General features: G+C 75.0%; 15 protein-coding genes. 3 read left to right on the forward strand and 12 right to left on the reverse strand.

All coding sequences use genetic code 11. From position 1 onward, the window contains the following. From ftsW to dinB, 11 genes are all read right to left on the reverse strand, one after another. The coding region (gene ftsW, locus J1M37_RS08490) for a putative lipid II flippase FtsW (protein WP_206452443.1) at nucleotides 1–1,244 on the reverse strand (1,244 nt) is incomplete at its 3' end. A gap of 44 nt (nucleotides 1,245–1,288) precedes the next feature. Then, the gene (gene murD / locus J1M37_RS08495) at nucleotides 1,289–2,884 is read right to left on the reverse strand and encodes a UDP-N-acetylmuramoyl-L-alanine--D-glutamate ligase (RefSeq protein ID WP_060973594.1); all 1,596 of its coding nucleotides are present in this window, start codon (nucleotides 2,882–2,884) and stop codon (nucleotides 1,289–1,291) included. Beyond that, entirely contained in the window at nucleotides 2,881–4,008 is a 1,128-nt protein-coding gene (gene mraY / locus J1M37_RS08500) for a phospho-N-acetylmuramoyl-pentapeptide-transferase (RefSeq protein WP_036341564.1), read from the reverse strand. The genes murD and mraY overlap by 4 nt, the downstream gene beginning before the upstream one ends. Further along, a complete protein-coding gene (locus J1M37_RS08505; RefSeq protein WP_144862063.1) occupies nucleotides 4,005–5,519 on the reverse strand; it encodes a UDP-N-acetylmuramoyl-tripeptide--D-alanyl-D-alanine ligase in 1,515 nt (504 codons plus the stop codon). Before J1M37_RS08505 ends, mraY begins: the two co-directional genes overlap by 4 nt. Further along, nucleotides 5,516–7,081 carry a Mur ligase family protein gene (locus J1M37_RS08510; protein WP_342345133.1) on the reverse strand — a complete coding sequence of 522 codons (1,566 nt, stop codon included), beginning with the start codon at nucleotides 7,079–7,081 and terminating at the stop codon, nucleotides 5,516–5,518. Before J1M37_RS08510 ends, J1M37_RS08505 begins: the two co-directional genes overlap by 4 nt. A 171-nt stretch (nucleotides 7,082–7,252) precedes the next feature. Continuing rightward, a complete protein-coding gene (locus tag J1M37_RS08515) occupies nucleotides 7,253–9,007 on the reverse strand; it encodes a peptidoglycan D,D-transpeptidase FtsI family protein (RefSeq protein WP_342345134.1) in 1,755 nt (584 codons plus the stop codon). Nucleotides 9,008–9,075: 68 nt separating this feature from the next. Next, the gene (locus tag J1M37_RS08520; protein WP_230956246.1) at nucleotides 9,076–9,642 is read right to left on the reverse strand and encodes a hypothetical protein; all 567 of its coding nucleotides are present in this window, start codon (nucleotides 9,640–9,642) and stop codon (nucleotides 9,076–9,078) included. A gap of 20 nt (nucleotides 9,643–9,662) precedes the next feature. Then, nucleotides 9,663–10,658: a 16S rRNA (cytosine(1402)-N(4))-methyltransferase RsmH gene (gene rsmH / locus J1M37_RS08525; protein WP_095694689.1), complete on the reverse strand. Its 996-nt coding sequence runs from the start codon at nucleotides 10,656–10,658 to the stop codon at nucleotides 9,663–9,665. A 142-nt stretch (nucleotides 10,659–10,800) separates the two neighbouring features. Further along, complete coding sequence (gene mraZ / locus J1M37_RS08530) at nucleotides 10,801–11,232, reverse strand: division/cell wall cluster transcriptional repressor MraZ (protein ID WP_044659496.1); 432 nt, start codon at nucleotides 11,230–11,232, stop codon at nucleotides 10,801–10,803. A 322-nt stretch (nucleotides 11,233–11,554) separates the two neighbouring features. Continuing rightward, nucleotides 11,555–11,941, reverse strand: a complete 387-nt coding sequence (locus J1M37_RS08535; RefSeq protein WP_012750919.1) for a DUF3040 domain-containing protein — start codon at nucleotides 11,939–11,941, stop codon at nucleotides 11,555–11,557. A gap of 133 nt (nucleotides 11,942–12,074) precedes the next feature. Next, the gene (gene dinB / locus J1M37_RS08540) at nucleotides 12,075–13,370 is read right to left on the reverse strand and encodes a DNA polymerase IV (RefSeq protein WP_206452441.1); all 1,296 of its coding nucleotides are present in this window, start codon (nucleotides 13,368–13,370) and stop codon (nucleotides 12,075–12,077) included. A 56-nt stretch (nucleotides 13,371–13,426) separates the two neighbouring features. On the opposite strand from dinB, the gene J1M37_RS08545 reads away from it, so the two are divergent. Continuing rightward, complete coding sequence (locus J1M37_RS08545) at nucleotides 13,427–14,497, forward strand: polyprenyl synthetase family protein (protein ID WP_206452442.1); 1,071 nt, start codon at nucleotides 13,427–13,429, stop codon at nucleotides 14,495–14,497. A 43-nt stretch (nucleotides 14,498–14,540) separates the two neighbouring features. Here the strand turns inward: J1M37_RS08545 and J1M37_RS08550 are convergent, their stop codons facing one another. Continuing rightward, nucleotides 14,541–14,939: an Rv2175c family DNA-binding protein gene (locus J1M37_RS08550; RefSeq protein ID WP_044659490.1), complete on the reverse strand. Its 399-nt coding sequence runs from the start codon at nucleotides 14,937–14,939 to the stop codon at nucleotides 14,541–14,543. A gap of 211 nt (nucleotides 14,940–15,150) precedes the next feature. Between J1M37_RS08550 and J1M37_RS08555 the strand changes: the two genes are divergently transcribed. Both J1M37_RS08555 and pknB read left to right on the forward strand, forming a co-directional pair. Continuing rightward, a complete protein-coding gene (locus J1M37_RS08555; protein WP_122054380.1) occupies nucleotides 15,151–16,323 on the forward strand; it encodes a LysM peptidoglycan-binding domain-containing protein in 1,173 nt (390 codons plus the stop codon). Between the two features lie 55 nt (nucleotides 16,324–16,378). Continuing rightward, entirely contained in the window at nucleotides 16,379–18,316 is a 1,938-nt protein-coding gene (gene pknB, locus J1M37_RS08560) for a Stk1 family PASTA domain-containing Ser/Thr kinase (RefSeq protein ID WP_223247544.1), read from the forward strand. The last annotated feature ends 18 nt before the right edge of the window (nucleotides 18,317–18,334 follow it).

The following is an 18,334-nucleotide window of genomic DNA, read 5'->3' on the forward strand; positions in this document are numbered from 1 at the left end:
GTGTCCGGCTCGTCCGTCTGCGGGCGGGCGTCGGGCTGCGCGGCACGGCGGCGCTCGTGGCGGGCGAAGGCCAGCACGATGCCGACCGCGCTCAAGGACAGGGTGAGCGCGGAACCACCATAGGAGATGAAGGGCAGCGGGACGCCCACCACGGGGATGATCCCGGAGACCATCGCGATGTTGACGGACGCCTGACCCACCAGCCAGGCCAGGATCCCCCACGTGGACAGGCGGATGAACGTGGACGTGGTCCCGGCGGCGACGCGGTAGATGCCGATCGCCAGGCCGAGGTAGGCCAGCAGCACCACCAGCGTGCCCACGAGCCCGAGCTCCTCGCCGAGGATGGTGAAGATGAAGTCGTTCTCGGCCTCCGGGATGTAGCTCCACTTCTGGCGGGACTGGCCGAGGCCCGCGCCCCACCAGCCGCCCGAGGCCAGGGCGTACATCCCGTGCGCCGGCTGGAAGCAGGGGTCGGTGGCGTCGGAGCAGTCCCCCAGCCAGGCCTGCACCCGGACCATGCGGTGCGGGGCGAGGAGGGTCAGGGCCAGGATGCCCAGCACGCTCAGCGCCAGGAAGGTGAGGAAGACCCCCCAGTGGGTGCCGGCCACGTACAGCACCGTGGCCAGCACGAGCGCGAGGATGATCGCGGTCCCGAGGTCGCTGCCCGCCATCACCAGGACCAGCAGCAACAGGCCGCCGGGCAGCACCGGGATCAGCGCGTGCCGCACCTGGGTGACAAGGCGGTGCTTGCGCTCCAGGACCGCCGCCGCCCACAGGGCCAGGGCGAGCTTGGCGGCCTCGGAGGGCTGCATCCGGAACCCGCCGATGCCGAGCCAGTTGCGATTGCCGCCCACGGTGACCCCGAGCGGGGAGAACGCGACCAGCGCGAGCAGGATCACGGCCACGCCGAACGCCGGCCAGGCGAGCGCCTTGAAGACGCGCACCGGCAGGCGCGAGAACACGAGCAGGGCCGCCACGCCCGCCACCGCCCAGGCGGTCTGGCGCAGGAACAGGGCGTACGAGCCGCCGCCGGTGCCGATCGCCTCGACGGAGGACGAGGAGAGCACCATCACGAGGCCCAGCACCGTGAGCAGGGCGGTGCAGCCGCTGATGAGCAGGACCGACAGGTCGAGGGCGCGGCGACCCTCGAGGACCCGCCACATCCGGCGCAGGAGCCGCTCCCGGTGCTCGGGGGCGTCGTCGTCCGCGCGGGGGCGGACCGGGCGGAGCTCGATCGGGGACATGGCCCTCCTCACGGGGGAAGCGAGACGGTCGGGTGGGCGGCGGGTCAGTCGGCGTCGGGCGCGGCGTCGTCGTGCACGTCCCAGCCGTGCTCGCGCATCAGCCCGGCGACGGCCTCGATGAACGCCTCGCCGCGGGCCGCGTAGGAGCGGAACTGGTCCATCGACGCCGCGGCGGGCGCCATGAGCACGGTGTCGCCGGGGCGGGCCAGGCCGTCGGCCACGCGCACCGCCTCGGCCATCACGGCCGCGCCGTCGGCGGGGCCGGTGCCGTCGGCCGCGGTGAGGGGGGCGTGGACGGGGACCTCGGGGGCGTGCGCGGCCAGGGCCGCGCGCAGGGCCGAGGTGTCCCTGCCCAGGAGCACCACCGCGCGGAGCCGGTCGGCGTGCGCGGCCACCAGCTCGTGATAGGTCACGCCCTTGGGCAGGCCGCCGGCCAGCCACACCACGGAGCTGAACGCCGCCAGCGACGCGTCCGCGGCGTGCGGGTTCGTCGCCTTGGAGTCGTTGACCCACATGACGTCGCGGGAGGTGGCCACGAGCTGGATGCGGTGCTCGCCGCGGTCGTAGGCGCGCAGGCCCTCGGCCACGGCCGCGGGGCTCACCCCGACGGCCCGGGTCAGCGCCGCCGCGGCGGCCGCGTTGGCCATGGTGTGGCGCGGCGCCACCGGGCCCAGGTCGGCGCGCTCGGCCAGGGCGATCGCCTCGTGACGCCGGTTGTCCAGGAACGCACGGTCCACGAGGATCCCGTCCACGACGCCGATGTCGGACAGGCCCGGGGTGTCCGTGGTGAAGCCGATCGCGCGGCAGCCCTCCTGGACGTCCGCGCGTTCCACGAGGGTGCGGGTCAGCGGGTCCTGCTCGTTGAACACGCAGGCCACCCGCGTGTTCGCATACACCTTGCCCTTGGCGGCGGCGTACTCGTCCATCGAGCCGTGCCAGTCCACGTGGTCCTCGGCCAGGTTCAGCACCGCCGATGACGCCGGCGCCAGTCCGTGCGTCCAGTGCAGCTGGAAGCTGGAGAGCTCGAGGGCGAGCACGTCGAAGCCCTCCGGGTCGCGGATCGCGTCGAGCACGGGGGTGCCGACGTTGCCGCAGGCCACCGCCCGACGGCCGTCCGCCCGCAGGATGGCCTCGACCATCGTCACGGTGGTCGTCTTGCCGTTCGTGCCCGTCAGGCACACCCAGTCGGCGGTCTTCCGGCCGGCGCGCTCGCGCAGCCGCCAGGCCAGCTCGACGTCGGACCAGATCGGCAGGCCCGCCGCGTGGGCGGCCATCAGCAGCGGCTGGTCCGGACGCCAGCCCGGGGAGGTCACGACGAGGTCCGCGGCGGCGCCGTCGACCTCGGGCAGCGCCTGCGTGGCCGCCCGGTCGAGCAGGACCTCGCGGACCCCCACGATCCGCAGGGTCTCGGCGCGCGCCCGGTTCTCGGGGCCGTCGTCGCCGTCCACCACCACGACGGCGGCGCCCAGCTCGGCCAGGGTGTCGGCCACGGAGAAGCCGGTGACGCCCAGGCCCGTGACGACGACGCGCAGGCCGGCCCACCCCGGGGCGTCCCAGGACGTGAGGTCGGCGGTGCGGGCGGTGTCGGCGCGGGGCCGGCGCACCGGTGCGGGCGCGGCGTCGGACGCGGGGCCGGTCACGGGGTCACCCCCGCGAGGCCGCCCTGGCGGATGAGCCAGTCGCCGTAGAAGATCGCGAGCCCCACGGTGACGCACATCAGGGACAGCAGCCAGAAGCGGACCACGACGGTCACCTCGGCCCAGCCCTTGAGCTCGAAGTGGTGCTGCAGCGGCGCCATGAGGAACACGCGCTTGCCGCCGGAGACCTTGAACCAGCCCACCTGGATGATGACGGAGAGGGTGATCGCGACCATGAGGCCGGCCAGCACGGCCACCAGGATCTCGGTGCGCGTGAAGATCGCGAAGCCGGCCAGGGCGCCGCCCAGGCCCAGGGAGCCGGTGTCCCCCATGAAGATCTTGGCCGGGGAGGTGTTCCACCAGAGGAAGCCCAGCAGGCTGCCCGTGAGGATCGCCGCGAGCAGGGCGAGGTCCATGGGGTCGCGGACCTCGTAGCAGCCGCGTGTGCCCTCGAGCGCGCACGACTGGCTCGACTGGAAGAGCGACATCAGGACGTAGGCGCCCGTGATCATGGCGGTGGCGCCCGTGGCGAGCCCGTCGAGGCCGTCCGTGAGGTTCACGGCGTTCGTGGTGGCGGTGGTGATGAGGTTCGACCAGATCACGAACAGGATGACGCCGATCGCGGGTCCGGCGAAGGCCAGGTCGAGCCACGGGACGTCCCGGGCGAAGGAGATCGCCGTCGAGGCGGGGGTCAGGCCCCGCTCGTCCGGGAAGTTCAGGGCGAGGACGGCGAAGGCGGTGCCGATCAGGGCCTGGAGGATGATCTTGCCGCGCGGCGTCAGGCCGAGCGAGCGCTGCTTCGTGATCTTCGTGAAGTCGTCCACGAACCCGACGAAGGCCATGCCCACGGTGAGCAGCAACAGGATGAGGCCGGAGGCCGTGGGCCCGCCGAAGTCGACGCCGAGCACCGCGAGCAGCCCGTGGGTGATCAGATACGCCAGCACGAGGGACCCGATGATGACCGCGCCGCCCATCGTGGGCGTGCCGCGCTTGGTCTTGTGGGTGGTCGGGCCGTCGTCGCGGACGAACTGGCCGTACCCGCGCTTGACGAGGAACCGGATGAACAGCGGGGTGCCGGCGGCCGAGAGGACCAGGCCGAGCACGCCGCCGATGAGCAGTCCGATCACGGTCGGGACTCCTTCGGGGAGGCGGAGGGGGCGGCGACGGCGTCGGCCGTGGCGAGGCGCTCGCCGAGGGCCGCGAGCCCGACGCCGTTGGAGGACTTGACGAGGACGAGGTCGCCGGGGCGCAGGTGCTCGGTGAGGAACGCCTCGGCCTGCGCGGCGTCGTCGACGAAGTGCGCCTCTTCGCCCCAGCTGCCCTCGTTGAGGGCGCCGATGTAGAGCGGCCGGGCTCCGGCGCCCACCACCAGCAGCTGGGCGATGTTCAGGCGCACCACGGACTCGCCCACGAGGGTGTGCTCACGGACGCGGGCATCGCCGAGTTCGAGCATCTCCCCCAGGACGGCCCAGGTGCGGCGGCCGCTGGAGCGGCCGAGGGTGGCCAGCGTCCGGAGCGCGGCGCGCATGGACTCGGGGTTGGCGTTGTACGCGTCGTTGATGACCGTGACGCCGTCCGCGCGGTCGGTGCGCTCCATCCGGAAGCGGCTGGCGGGCCCGAGCCCGTCGAGACCACGGGCGATCTCGGCCGGGTCCATGCCGGCGGCGTGGGCGGCCGCGGCGGCGGCCAGCACGTTGTGCACGTGGTGCAGGCCGGTCAGTCCGGAGGCGACCGGGTGCCGCAGGGCGGCCTCCTCCGTCCCGACCTGCAGGTCGAACACGGGGCGCTCCTGGTCGTCGGCGTGCACGTCCCGTGCGGCGACGAGGCCCGACGCACGGCCGGCGGCCACGTCCTCGGCCGCGCGGGCGACGCCCCGCTCGTCCGCGGTGAACCAGGTGATCGGGGCGGCGGTCCGCGCCGCCATGCCGGCGACACGCTCGTCGTCGAGGTTGAGGACGGCGATGCCGTCGGGGCCGAGGGCCTCCACGAGCTCGCCCTTGGTGCGTGCGATGTTCGCCACGCCGCCGAAGCTGCCCGCGTGGGCGGTGCCCACCATGAGCACGACGCCGATGTCCGGGCGCACGAGGTCGCAGAGGTACGCGATGTTGCCGACGTGGTCCGCGCCCATCTCGACCACGAGGAAGCGCGTGTCCAGCTCCGCCCGGAACACCGTGAGCGGCACGCCGACCTCGCCGTTGTACGAGCCGACCGGTGCGACGGTGGGGCCCTGGGTGGCCAGCAGGGCGGCGAGCAGGTCCTTCGTGGTGGTCTTGCCGGCCGAGCCGGTGATGCCGATGACGGTGGTCGGGGAGTGCTCCCGGACGCGGCGCACGACCTCCCGGGCGAGCGCGCCCATCGCGAGCACGGCGTCCTCCACGAGGATCGCCGGGTGCGCGGCGCCGTCGGGGGCGTGCGTGGCGCGCTCGGCGAGCACAGCGGCGGCGCCGGCGCCCAGCGCGGCGTCGATGAAGTCGTGGCCGTCGGCGCGCTCCCCCGGCTTCGCCACGTAGAGCGTGCCCTCGGCGGTGACCTCCCGCGAGTCGGGGGTGACGTGCACCAGCACGGTGGCGGGGTCGAGGGTGGCCGAGAGCGTGCCGGACACGGCCTCGGCGATCTGGGCTGCGGTGAGAGCGATCATGACTCGATGACCTTACCCTCGCGGGCGGGGCCGGAGCCCGAGGCGGAGGCCGCCGCGACACGGGCTGCCAGGGCCTCGCGGAGGGCCACCCGATCGTCCAGCGGGACGAGCTCGCCGTCGTAGTCCATCGTGGTCTCGTGCCCGCGGCCGGCCAGGAGGATGCCGTCCTGCGGCCCCGCCAGCTCCACGGCGCGGCGGATGGCCGCGGCACGGTCGGCCACCTCCTCGATCACGACCGTGCGGCCCTCCTCCCGCGCGATGCGGTCGGCCTCGGCGCGGGCGCCGGCGAGGATGTGGGCACGGATCGGGGCCGGGTCCTCCGAGTGGGGGGTGTCGTCGGTGACGATCACCACATCCGCCGCCCGGGCCGCGATCGCGCCCATCACGGGCCGCTTGTCACGGTCACGGTCACCGGCGGAGCCGAACACGATCAGGGTGCGGCCGCGCGTCCCGGCCGCCGCCCGGGCGTCGGCGAGGGAGCGCAGCGCCTGGACCATGCCGTCCGGGTTGTGCGCGAAGTCGACGACGGCGTCCGGCTCGCGGCCCACGACCTCCATCCGTCCCGGGACGGCGGCGGCCAGAGGGCCCTCGCCCGCGGGCACGTCCAGGACGGCGGCGAGCGCGTCCAGGTGCTCCTCCCCCACGGCGTGCAGCACGAGCAGGACCGCGAGGGCCGCGTTGGCCACGTTGAAGCGGCCCGGCAGACCGACGGAGGCCCGCAGCTCCCGGCCCGTGGCCGCGTGGCGCAGCGTGAAGCGATGGCCGAGGCCGTCCGGCGCGAGCTCGGCGACCTCCCAGTCCGCCCGGAGGCCGGGGTCGTGTTCGGCCAGGGCGCCCGGCGTCGGCGCGGCCGGCCCGAGGGCGAGCGTGGTGACGGGAGCGCCGGCGGCCCGGGCCATGGCGACGCCCCAGCGGGGCCCCTCGCCGCCGTCGAGCGTGATGACGGCGTGGTCGGTGCGGGCGGGGTCGAACAGACCGGCCTTGGCCGCGAAGTACTCCTGCATCGAGCCGTGCATGTCCAGGTGGTCCTGGGTCAGGTTGGTGAACCCGGCCACCGCGTAGCGCAGGCCGGCGATCCGCTGGTACGCCACGGCGTGGGAGGAGACCTCCATGACGGCGGTGTCCACCTCCTCCTCGCGCATGAGCGCCATGAGGGCGTGCAGCTGGGTGGCCTCGGGCGTGGTGAGCGTGGAGGGGACCTCCCGCTCCCCCGCGCGGATCAGGATCGTGCCCACGATGCCCGACCGGCGCCCCAGGGCCTCAAGCAGGGCGGCGGCGAGGAAGCTCGTGGTGGTCTTGCCGTTGGTGCCGGTCACGCCGACCAGGCGCGGGCCGGCGTCGCCCCCGCCGCCGTAGACGCGGGCCGCCACGGTGCCGGCGGCGGTGCGCACGGCGTCGACCTCGAGCACCGGGACGTCGACCAGGCCCTGCTCCGCCAGGAGCGCGCGGCCCGCCGCGTCCGTCAGGACGCCGACGGCCCCGGCCTCCAGCGCCGTGGCCGCGAACGCCGCGCCGTGGGCGCGCGCCCCCGGAACGGCGACGTAGAGGTCGCCCGGGCGCACGACACGCGAGTCGAGGCTGACCCCCGTGACGCCGTCGGCCGGGGCCGCGCCGTGGACGTGGGCCGCGATCCCCGCCTCGGCCAGCGCGTGTGCGAGGGCGGGCCAGGGCGCGGCGGGGGTGTGGGAGGGTCATGGGGGTGCTCCTGGGGTGCTCGGGGCCGGAGGCGTGGGTCACCACGGCCGGTCCTGCGGATCGTCCACGAAGACGCGGTAGTCGTTCGGCTCGGCTCCGGTGGCGGGCACGTCCGCCTGGCGGAGCATGTACTCCATGATCGTGGCGGCCGCGACGGACACGTCCCGGGAGCCCTGCTTCGACGGCGGCCGATGCATGGACACGGACACCACGAAGCGGGGGTCGTCGAGCGGGGCGACGGCGGTGAAGCCGAGGTTGTAGCCGTCGTACGTGCCGGTGTCGCTCGCGGCCTCGGCGGTGGAGGACTTGCCGCCCACGCGATACCCGGGGATCGCGGCGGCCTTGCTGGTGCCCTGCGTCACGACGGTCTCCATCATGCGGAGCATCTGCGCCGCCGTCTCCTCGGAGACCACGCGGTGGGGCTCCGCGGACGACTCCCAGCGCTTCTCCGCGCCGTCGCCGTCCACCGTGGCGTCGATCAGCCGGGCCGGGATCAGCACGCCGTCGTTGGCGAGGGCCTGGTACATCTGGGCGGTGTGCAGGGTGGTCTGGGTGTAGCCCTGGCCGAAGGCCGTGGTCAGGCGCTGGCGGCCGTCCCACTGTTCGGGCGGGACGAGGACGCTGCCCGCCTGCTGCGGCAGGCCGAGGTCGATGGGCTGGCCGACGCCGAAGGAGCGCATGTACTCGTAGCGCTGCTCGTCCGTGATCTTCTCGGCGATCTGCACCGTGCCCGTGTTGTAGGAGCGCGCGTAGATGCCGGCCACGGTCATGTCGAACGTCGGGTGCGGGGAGAAGTCCCGGATGGTCTGCCTGTCGAAGTCCTGGCTGCTGGGGACGGTGAAGCCGTCCGTGGCGGTGACCTTCCCGGCGTCGACGGCGGCCGCGATCGGCAGCGCCTTGCCCGTGGAGCCCGGCTCGTACGGGGTGCTCATCACGGTGGAGGTGCGGAAGTTCCCCTCGGTGGCGTCGGGGTCGGCGGGGTCCACCGTGGTGGAGTCCGCCATGACGATCACGTCGCCCGTCTTCACGTCCATCACGACGGCGTTCGCCCATTCCGCGTCGTACTCGGCGGCGAGGGCGCCGAGGGTCTCCTGCGCGAACCACTGGGCGTCCTTGTCCACGGTCAGGCGCAGGTCGGCGCCGTCCACGGCCGGAACCTCCTCGAGCGGGGCGTTGGGGATGCGGATGCCGTCCGCGCCCACCTCGAACGTGCGGGTGCCCGGGGTGCCGGTCATGACGTCGTCCTGGCTGAGCTCGAGGCCTTCGAGGGCGGTGCCGTCACCGCCCATGAAGCCGATGATGCTGCCGGCGACCGACCCGTTCGGGTAGGTGCGGCGGTCCACCGCCTCGGAGAGCAGGCCCGGCACGTTGAGCGCCATGGCCTTGTCCCGGACCTCCGGGGTCACGGAGCGACGCACCACGGCGTACGGGCGGGAGCCGATGGTGGCCTCGCGCACCTCCTCCTCCGTCATGCCGAGCACCTCGGCCAGGCTGGCCAGGCGGGAGTCCACGTCCACGAGCACGGTCTCCCGGGCCTCGCGGTCCCATTCGTTGAAGTCCTTGACGAGGCGCTGGTCCACGACGATGTCGTATCGGCGCACGCTGGCGGCCAGCACGTCGCCGTCACGGTCCAGGATGGACCCGCGTTGCGGCAGGGTCTCCTGGTGGGTCAGGCGCTGATCCATGGCCGCCGCGGCCTGCCCCGTGGGGTCGATGCCCTGCACGTAGACGAGCCGCAGCGCGAGCCCGCCGAGCAGGACGAGGACGAGCAGCAGCAGGATGCGGGTGCGCACGGCGGGGTGCCCGGGAGCGGGCCCGACCGTCGATCCGCCGCGGGGAAGGTGCGAGGCGGGACGGTCGATCAACGGTCGGCGGCGTCCTGGTCGGCGGCGGAGGCGTCCTCGCCGCTGAAGGTGCGCGGTCCCTCGATCTCGTCCTGGCCGTCGTCGGACGCCCCCTGGCGGACCGCGTCCGCGTCCGCCGGCGGCGCGACGTAGGTGGCGGAGACGTCGCCGTCCTGGGCCGCCTGGGCCTCGCCGCTGAACTCGCCCGTGCCCGCGTCCACGGAGGCGGTGCCGGCGGGGGCGACCATCCCGAGGGCGTCGGCGCGCGCGGCCAGGTTCTGCGGCGCCTCGAGGTGGCCCACCTGTTCGGCCAGCCGCTCATTGGTCTCGGTGACGGCCTGCTGCTCCTGGCGCAGGTCGAGGAGGGCGTACTGCCGGTTGGACATGGTGATGTTCATGACGAGCACCGCCGCGAGCGCGGCGAGCACCACGAGGACGCACAGCACGGTCACCCCGGAGCGGGATCGGGGCAGCGGGGCGGGCACCACCGAGAGCGGCGTGCGCTCCTGCGGAGCCGGCCGCGCGGGGGCGACGGGGGTCGACCCGGGGCGCAGCGACTCTGCGATCCGTGCGTGTGCGGCCATGCTCATCTCCTCGTGCAGCGTCATGCCGTGGTCCTGGACGTCCTGATCTTCTCAACCGCACGCACTTTCGCGGAGGAGGCGCGACGGTTCTCTGAGATTTCTTCTTCGGTGGGCTTCTCGGTGCCGCGGGTGAGCACCCGCACCACGGGTTCGTGCTCCTCCAGCACCACCGGGAACCCCGGGGGCGCCGTGGACGTGGCCCACGCGCTCAGATGCCGCTTCGTGATGCGGTCCTCGAGGGAGTGGTAGCTCATCACCACGAGGCGGCCGCCCACGTGGAGGGCGTCGAGGATGGCGGGCACGGCGGCGTCGAGGATGTCGAGCTCCTCGTTCACGGCGATGCGCAGGGCCTGGAAGGTGCGCTTGGCCGGGTGCCCGCCGGTGGCCCCCGCGGCGACGGGGACGGCCGAGCGGATCACCTCGACGAGGCGGCCGGTGGTCTCGATGGGGGCTTCGGCGCGGGCCCGGACGATGGCCCGTGCGATGGGGCCGGCGAAGCGCTCCTCGCCGTCGCGACGGATGATGCGGCGCAGCTCCTGCTCGTCCAGCTCCGCCACGAGCGTCGCGGCGGAGCGCTCGGCGGTGTCGTCCATGCGCATGTCCAGCGGAGCGTCGTAGGAGTAGGCGAAGCCGCGTTCCCGGTCGTCCAGCTGATAGGAGGACACGCCGAGGTCGTAGAGCGCGGCATCGACCTTCGTGACGCCCGCGGCGGCCATGGCCTCGGGCACCCGGTCGTAGGTGCCGTGGAAGGGGATCAGACGGTCGGCGAGGGGGCCGAGGCGCTCGGCGGCCATGGCCTGGGCGTGGACGTCGCGGTCGATGCCGATGACGCGCAGGTGGGGGAACCGGGTCAGCAGGGCCTCGGTGTGCCCGCCCATGCCCAGCGTGCCGTCGACGGCGACGGGCGTGCGGCCGGCCTCGAGCGCGGCCTGGACGGCGGGGGCGAGGAGGTCGACGACGCGGTCCCGCATCACGGGCAGGTGGCGGTCCTCGGGGCGCGGCTGGCCTGCGTCCACTCTCGACCTCCTGCTCACATCGCGGTCCTGGCGGACCTCGGGCGGGATCCCCATCCGTCCGCCGCCACGCCTGGCCCAGGGGAAGACGGGTCAGGTGCGGCGGCGTCGGCTGGAGGTCTCGCTCGAGGTCGGGTGGTCACGGTCAGAAGACGCCGGGCAGGACGTCCTCGTCGGTCTCGGAGAAGGCGGCTTCCTGCTCGGCGAGGTAGGTGTTCCAGGACTCCGAGTCCCAGATCTCCACTCGCGTCCCCGCGCCGATCACGGTCACGTCCCGGTCCAGCCCCGCGTACTGCCGCAGCGGCGCCGGCACGGTCACCCGACCCTGCTTGTCCGGGACCTCGTCCGACGCCCCCGAGAGGAAGACGCGGATGTAGTCACGGGCCTGGCGGGAGGACAGTGGAGCCGACCTCATCTGCTCGTGGACCCGCTCGAACTCACGAGCGCTGAACACGTAGACGCAGCGCTCCTGACCCCGGGTCAGGACCAGCCCCTCCGCCAGCTCCTCGCGGAACTTGGCGGGGAGGATCAGCCGGGACTTCTCGTCGAGCCGGGGGGTGTACGTGCCCAAGAACACGGCACACCCCCTGGCTCGTCGAGCGGTCCCTCCCGACCAAGGTCGGGACCCATGCTCTCTCCTTTCCTCCACATTACCCCACTTCCCTCCACCCTCAACCCCGGAACGCGGGTCACGGCGCCACGGGCGTGTCGAGGCCCCCGGGTCCGGCGCGCCATCCCGCGGATCCCGGGACCGGTGTCGCCGTGGAGGGAAGTGGAGGACCGGTGGGCCCCGGTGGAGGGCCGCGGCGACGACGGAGCCTCGGGCAGCGGAAAGGCCCCGATCCGGAGCGGATCGGGGCCTGGAGTGGAGGATAGTGGGGGCCCGGCGGGCCAGGCGCTCAGTCGCCTCCGGCGCGCCGCTCGTCCCAGCGCCGCTCGAGGCGGCCCATGAAGTCGCCGCCTCCCTGCCGTCGCGGTGCGCCCGACCGGCGGGCCTCCGGGCCCGAGGCCCCGGAGGCGACAGCGCGGGGCCGCGTGGTCAGCAGGAAGATGCCGGCCCCGATGACGACGACGCCGAGCACGCCCAGGAGGATCGCGTGGTTGGCGACCCCGAGGACCACGACGAGCAGCCCGACCACGGCGAGGACGGCCCCGGCCACGACGCGACCCACGGGCAGCCGATGCCGCCCCGTGTCCGCCATCTGGGTGGCCAGCCGGGGGTCCTCGGTGCGCAGCTGCTGCTCCAGCTGGTCCAGCATCCGCTGCTCATGCTCTGAGAGGGGCATGGCGACTCCTTCGAACGCGGCCTCCGACACCTCCGGGACCGGGAGGGGACGCCCGCGCGTCCGACTTGCCCTCCAGGATAGGACCTGCCGCCCCACCCTAGCCAGGTGGCGACGTCGCCGGCCCCGGAACCCCTCACTCCCGGTCCGGGCCTCCGGGGCCCGGCCGCGGCGCGTCCCGGCGGGCGTCGGCGCGGGCCTCGCGGCGACCCAGCAGCGACGCCGGCCGCACGGCCGCCGTCGGGAAGCGCCGGGCGACGGCGTCCAGGGCGGCCTCGGCACCGGCCCAGTCGCCCGCCTCCGACGCCTCGCCCTCCGTCCCCCAGGCGGGACCGCCGAAGAGCGCCTCCTGGGCCGGGGGCTGATCGGCCTCGTCCCCGAGGCGCTCGGCGCGCACGCCCACGAGCCGGACCGGATGCGGCCGTTCGGCGTGCACCTCGCGGACGAGCCGCCGCGCCGGGCCGAGGAGGTCGTGGCCCGTGGCGGTGGGCCGGGCGAGGCGGGCGGTGCGGCTGCGCACGGACCCGTCCGGCGCCTTGAGGCGGACTGTGACCGCCCCGGCGGTGACCTGCTCCGCGCGCAGCCGGGCCGCGACCCGGTGACAGAGGCGCAGGACCTCCGGGTCGACGCCCGCGACGTCGACGGGGTCGACGTCGAAGGTGTGGTCCGCACCGATGCTGCGGGCCGCCGGGCGCGGGGCGACGGGACGCGGGTCGATGCCCCGGGCGAGCGACGCCCACTCCCGGCCGGCGGCCCCGAACGACGCCTCCAGCCGCGCGGGGTCCACCCGGGCGAGGTCACCGATGGTCGCCACCCCCCGCCGGGCGAGCCGCTCGGCCGCCTTGGGGCCCACGCCCCACAGCCGGCCCACGGGCAGCGGATGGAGGAAGTCCAGGGTGCGCTGCGGCGGCACGATCAGCAGGCCGTCGGGCTTGGCCGCGGTGGACGCCGTCTTGGCCACGAACTTCACGGCCGAGCCGCCCACGGTGCACGGCAGCCCCAGCGCGGAGCGGACGCGCTCCCGGATCAGGTGGCCGATGTGCTCGGGCGGGCCGAGCCGGCGGCGGGCGCCGGCGACGTCGAGGAACGCCTCGTCCACGCTGAGCTGCTCCATCACGGGGGTCACGTCCGCGAGCACGGCCATCACCTCGGCGGAGACGGCCCGGTAGAGCTGCTGGCGCGGCGGGATGACCACGAGGGGCGGGCACAGGGCGCGGGCGTGCGCCAGGGGCATCGCCGAGCGGACCCCGTAGGCCCGCGCCGCGTACGAGGCGGAGAGCACCACGGACCGGCCGCTCGGGGCGGCGACGGCGGCGGGACGCCCCTCGAGGTCGGGCTGTTCGCGCAGCTCGACGGACAGGAAGAACGCGTCCATGTCCACGTGCAGGATCGTCGCCTCATCGCGGGGTGCAGCGGGCGCGCTCTCGGACATGGACCGAGCCTATCCGGGACCGGCGAGCCGCCGCGCGGCGCGGCTAGGGTGGGGCCATGCCCGCCGACGTCGCCGTCGCCGACGCCCTCGACCGCCTGCTGGCGGAGCACCGCGAACTCGCCCGGGACATCCACCCGCTGACGGCGCCCCTCGTGGACGCGATCGCGGACCTGACCGCGGGCGGCAAGCGCCTGCGCGCCGTCCTAGCCTGGCTCGGCTGGCGGGCGGCCGGTGGCGAGGCGGAGGACCCCCGCATCGCCGAGGCGGGCGCGGCGTTCGAGCTGTTCCAGGCCGCGGCGCTGATCCACGACGACATCCTGGACCGCTCGGACACCCGCCGCGGGATGCCCAGCGTGCACCGCCGCTTCGAGTCCCTCCACCGGGAGGCGGGCTGGCGCCACGCCGCGGAGCACTTCGGCGTCTCCGCCGCGATCCTCGCCGGCGACGTCGCGCTGGGGATGAGCGAGACGGCCTTCGCGCGCGTGCTCGCCGGCACGCCCCGGGAGGACCGGGCGCGGGCCGAGCTCGAGCGGATGCGCTTCGGCGTGATGGCGGGTCAGTACCTCGACGTGGTGGCCGAGATGGCCCCGGCGGCGCGCGACGCCCGCGAGGCCGAGGCGGCCGCCGAGGCGGTGGTGGAGCACAAGTCGGCGCGCTACTCGGCGGTGCACCCGCTCGCCCTCGGGGGGCTGCTGGCGGGGGCGGACGACGGGCTGGTGACCGCGTTCGCCCGGGTGTCGCTGCCGTTCGGCATGGCCTTCCAGTACCGCGACGACCTGCTCGGCGTGTTCGGCGATCCGGCGACCACGGGCAAGCCCGCGGGCGACGACCTGCGGGAGGGGAAGCAGACGGTGCTCATCGCCCGCGCCGTCGAGCTGCTCGCCCCGGACGAGGCCGCCGCGCTCGACGCGGACCTCGGCGACCCGGACCTCGGCGCGGACCGGGTGGCCCACTGGCAGGCCGTCCTCGAGGCGTGCGGCGCACGCCGGGCCGTCGAAGAGCGGGTCGCGGCGCTCTCGCACGAGGCGGCCGGGGCCGTGGCGGGCCTGCTCGCGCACGGCGTCCCCGAGGACGTGAGCACCGAGCTCACGCGGCTGATCGACGCCTACACGCCGCGCCGCCACTGAGCGGCACGGACCCCGCGGGCGGATGACCGCCCGCGGGGCTGGCTCACCAGGCCAGGGCCTGGGCGCGGCGCCGGATCTCGGTCTTCCGGCCGTCCCGGAGTGCGTCGATGGGCCGGCCGGGCAACGACTCGTCCTCGGTGAACAGCCAACGGAGGGCCTCCTCATCGGAGAAACCGGCGTCGGCCAGCAGCACGAGCGTGCCCTGCAGAGAGTCGAGCACGCCGGTTTCGGTGAGGAACAGGGCCGGCACGGACCGCACCGCGGGCTCGGGACGACGCACGGCCAGCAGGCGGCGATCATGCACGAGGTTGTGGACGCGGGTCACGCGCTGGTCGAGGTGTTCCGCCACGTCGGGCACGGAGAGCCACTCGCCCACGAGGGCGTCGAGCTCGGCGGGGATCGCGTCAGCGGGGACCGGGGTGTCGGAGGAAGTGGTGCTCACGGGCGCCAGCCTACGTGGCCGCCGACGGGCCCGGCCCACCGCGCCCCGGACGGCATGGATCTCGGTATGGTCACGAAGATCACATTCCGATAACATCGCCGAGGCTCCACGGCCGGGCGCCGACGTCGTCGGTCGACCGCGGGGGGCCACGGGTCCCGCCCGTCACTTCCCCGTCGTGTTCCATCCGTCCGATCCGATGCCGAGGTCTGCCGTGTCCCACACCCCCGTCCGCTCCCGCCGCCTGCGCTCCGTCCTGACCGGCGGCGCGGTGCCCCTGCTGCTGCTCACCGGTCTGCCCGCCCAGGCCCACGCCCAGGAGGCTGCGGTGCACACCGTGCGCCCGGGCGACACCCTCACCCGGATCTCGGCCGCCCGCGGCGTCTCCGTCGCCGACCTGCTGCGGTTCAACGGCCTGGGCCTGGAGACCGTGCTCTACCCGGGTGACGAGCTCCGCCTGACCGGCGCGGCGGCCCCGGCCCCGGCCGTCGGGACCTACACGGTGCAGCCGAACGACGGGTGGTGGATCATCGCCCGCCGCACCGGCGTCTCCGCCGCGCAGCTGCAGCGGCTCAACGGCATGAGCGCGTCGAGCATGCTCCACCCGGGCATGGTCCTGACCACGCAGCGCACGGCCGCCGCACCGAAGACCCCCGCGTCGACCGCCCCGGCCACGACCCCGGCCTCCGCGCCGGCGTCGACGGCCCCGGCGGCGGCCGGCGGGACGGTCCGGTACACCGTGGTCTCCGGCGACTCCCTCTGGGGGATCTCCCAGCGGTTCGAGGTCTCCATCCCCCGTCTGCGCGAGCTCAACGGCCTGACGCGGGCCTCGACGCTGCACCCCGGCGACGTGCTCGTGATCTCCGACGGCACCCTCGAGGTGGAGCCGGTCTCCGCCGTCCAGGCGGTCGGCGACACCTTCCTCGGGCGCACCTACGCGCCGCACGTCACGGCCTCGGCGAACGAGAACCTACGCCTGCTGCGCTCCGTCCCGCAGCCCACCCCCGAGCAGATGCAGCAGATCATCCGCGAGACCGCCGAGCGGATGGGCGTGGACCCCCGCCTGGCCCTGGGCCACGCGTACACCGAGTCCCGCTTCCGCATGGCCTCGGTCTCCCCCGGCAACGCCGTGGGGGCGATGCAGGTCATCCCGATCACGGGCGAGTTCGCCTCGGAGCTGGTGGGCCGCGAGCTGAACCTGCTGGACCCCCACGACAACGCGGTGGCCGGCATCGCGTTCATCAAGTACGTGCAGGACCGCACCCCCACCCTCGACCAGGGCATCGGGGCCTACTACCAGGGCCTCGGCGGAGTGCTGGACAGCGGCTTGAACCCGGAGGCACGGGACTACGTGGCCAAGGTGCGCGCCGCGATGGCGATGTTCTGATCCGCCGGCGGCGGGCCGCCCCGAGGGGGTCCGCCGCCTGTCCTACCCTGGGACGATGAGCAGCGCACGCCGGGACCCCCTCGTGGGGGGCATCGTCGACGGCCGCTACCGGGTCGTCGAGCGGCTGGCCCGGGGCGGCATGTCCACCGTCTACCTGGCCGTGGACGAGCGTCTCGACCGCCAGGTGGCGCTCAAGGTCATGCACCCGCACCTGGCGGAGGACCCCGTCCTCGTCGGCCGGTTCGAGCAGGAGGCCAAGACGACGGCGCGGCTGTCCCACCCCCACGTCGTCGCGGTCCTGGACCAGGGCCACACCGAGGCCGAGGACGGCGACGTGCTGGCCTACCTCGTGATGGAGCACGTGCCCGGCCGCACGCTGCGCACCGTCATCCGGGACCGTGCACCGCTCTCGCCCCGGGAGGCGCTGCGGTTCCTGCGTCCGCTCGTCGACGGCCTGGCCGCCGCGCACCGCGCCGGGCTGGTGCACCGGGACGTGAAGCCCGAGAACGTGCTCGTCCGCGACGACGGCCGGGTGACGGTCGCGGACTTCGGCCTGTCCCGCGCCGCCACGGCCCACACCATGGCCGGGCAGGCCGTCGTGGGCACGCCCGCCTACCTCGCCCCCGAGCACATCGCCGGGGCGCCCGCCGACGCCCGCTCCGACGTGTACGCCGTGGGCATCATCCTGTTCGAGCTGCTCACGGGCCGCCAGCCGTACACCGCGGCGACCGCGCTGCAGGTCGCCTACCGGCATGTCCACGAGCGGGTCCCCGTGCCGTCCACGCTGCACCCCGGGCTCCCCGAGGACCTCGACGACCTCGTGCTGTGGTGCACCGAGCCGGACCCGGCCGACCGGCCCGCCGGTGCCGGCGAGCTCCTGCACCGCATCGACGCCGTGGCGGCGGGCCTAGACCCCGACGAACCGGACCGCCACCCCGCCGAGGGTCCGGGCGCGGAGCCGGCGGTGGCCGCCCCCGCCGCCGATGGCCCTGAGGACGCAGCCCCGGACGGGAACCTGCAGACCCGGGCCCTCGACGCCGGCGACCACCACGCGACGCGCGTGCTCCCCGCCCTGGCCGAGTCCGACCTCGACGCGGACATGACCGACGTCATCGACACCCGTGCGGCGACGCGCGGGGCCGACCGGCGGCCCGCCGCGCATCCGGCGGAGCCGATCGGCCCGCTCGGGCTCGACCCCGCTCCGGCGGACCGGCATCCGGGGCGCGAGTCCCCGCGGCGGCTGCGTCGGGCGGCCCGCCGCCCCGCCCTCGACCTCGGCCAGGGCACCGGCCGGGCCGCGGCGATCGGCGCGGCCGTGACCCTGCTGCTCACCGGCGTCGCCCTGCTGCTGGGCTGGACGCTGGGCTCCGGCGGCCTCGGAGTCGGTGGCGTGGCGGTGGTCCCCGACCTCGACGGGCTGGCCCGGGAGGCGGCGGAGGAACGGCTGACCGCCGCGGGCTTCACCGCGGCGGTCACGGCCCGGCACAACGAACTCCGCACGGAGGGCACGGTCGTCGCCAGCTCGCCCGCGGCCGGGGAGCCGGCGGGGCGCGGCACCCCCGTCGAGCTCACCGTCTCCGCCGGCCCCGCGCCGGTGCCGGTGCCGGACCTGACCGGCGTCGTGATCCGGCGGGCCCACGGCGTGGCCCGGGACGCCCGATTCACCGTGGAGGTCGCGGAGCGCCGCACCGATCCCGCGGTGCCGGCCGGGGCCGTGATCGAGCAGCACCCGGCCCCCGGCGAGCAGGCGACGCCGGGCACCGCGGTCCGCGTGGTGCTCTCCGAGGGCCGCGCCGTGCGCCCGGTGCCGGACGTGACCGGGCAGGATCCGGAGACGGCGCGCACGACGCTGGCGGACGACGGCTGGGACGCCCGCGTGCATCGCCTGCCGCTGCCGCTCGCCGGCCGGGGCGAGTCCCGGGTCCTGCACCAGTCCCCCGCCGCCGGGACCGCCCTGCCCGAGGGCACCGCGGTCCACGTCTGGGTCGGCTGAGCCGGGGCGTGCCCGGCC

It is taken from the genome of Micrococcus sp. KRD012, assembly GCF_017168555.1.
GTDB classification, from domain to species: Bacteria; Actinomycetota; Actinomycetes; order Actinomycetales; family Micrococcaceae; genus Micrococcus; species Micrococcus luteus.

Coding starts and splice junctions, on each gene's coding strand:
- J1M37_RS08505 (WP_144862063.1), bottom strand. CDS start 5,519: ATGATCGCTCTCACCGCAGCCCAGATCGCCGAGGCCGTGTCCGGCACG.
- J1M37_RS08520 (WP_230956246.1), bottom strand. CDS start 9,642: ATGGCCGCACACGCACGGATCGCAGAGTCGCTGCGCCCCGGGTCGACC.
- J1M37_RS08535 (WP_012750919.1), bottom strand. CDS start 11,941: ATGCCCCTCTCAGAGCATGAGCAGCGGATGCTGGACCAGCTGGAGCAG.
- dinB (WP_206452441.1), bottom strand. CDS start 13,370: ATGTCCGAGAGCGCGCCCGCTGCACCCCGCGATGAGGCGACGATCCTG.
- J1M37_RS08545 (WP_206452442.1), top strand. CDS start 13,427: ATGCCCGCCGACGTCGCCGTCGCCGACGCCCTCGACCGCCTGCTGGCG.
- pknB (WP_223247544.1), top strand. CDS start 16,379: ATGAGCAGCGCACGCCGGGACCCCCTCGTGGGGGGCATCGTCGACGGC.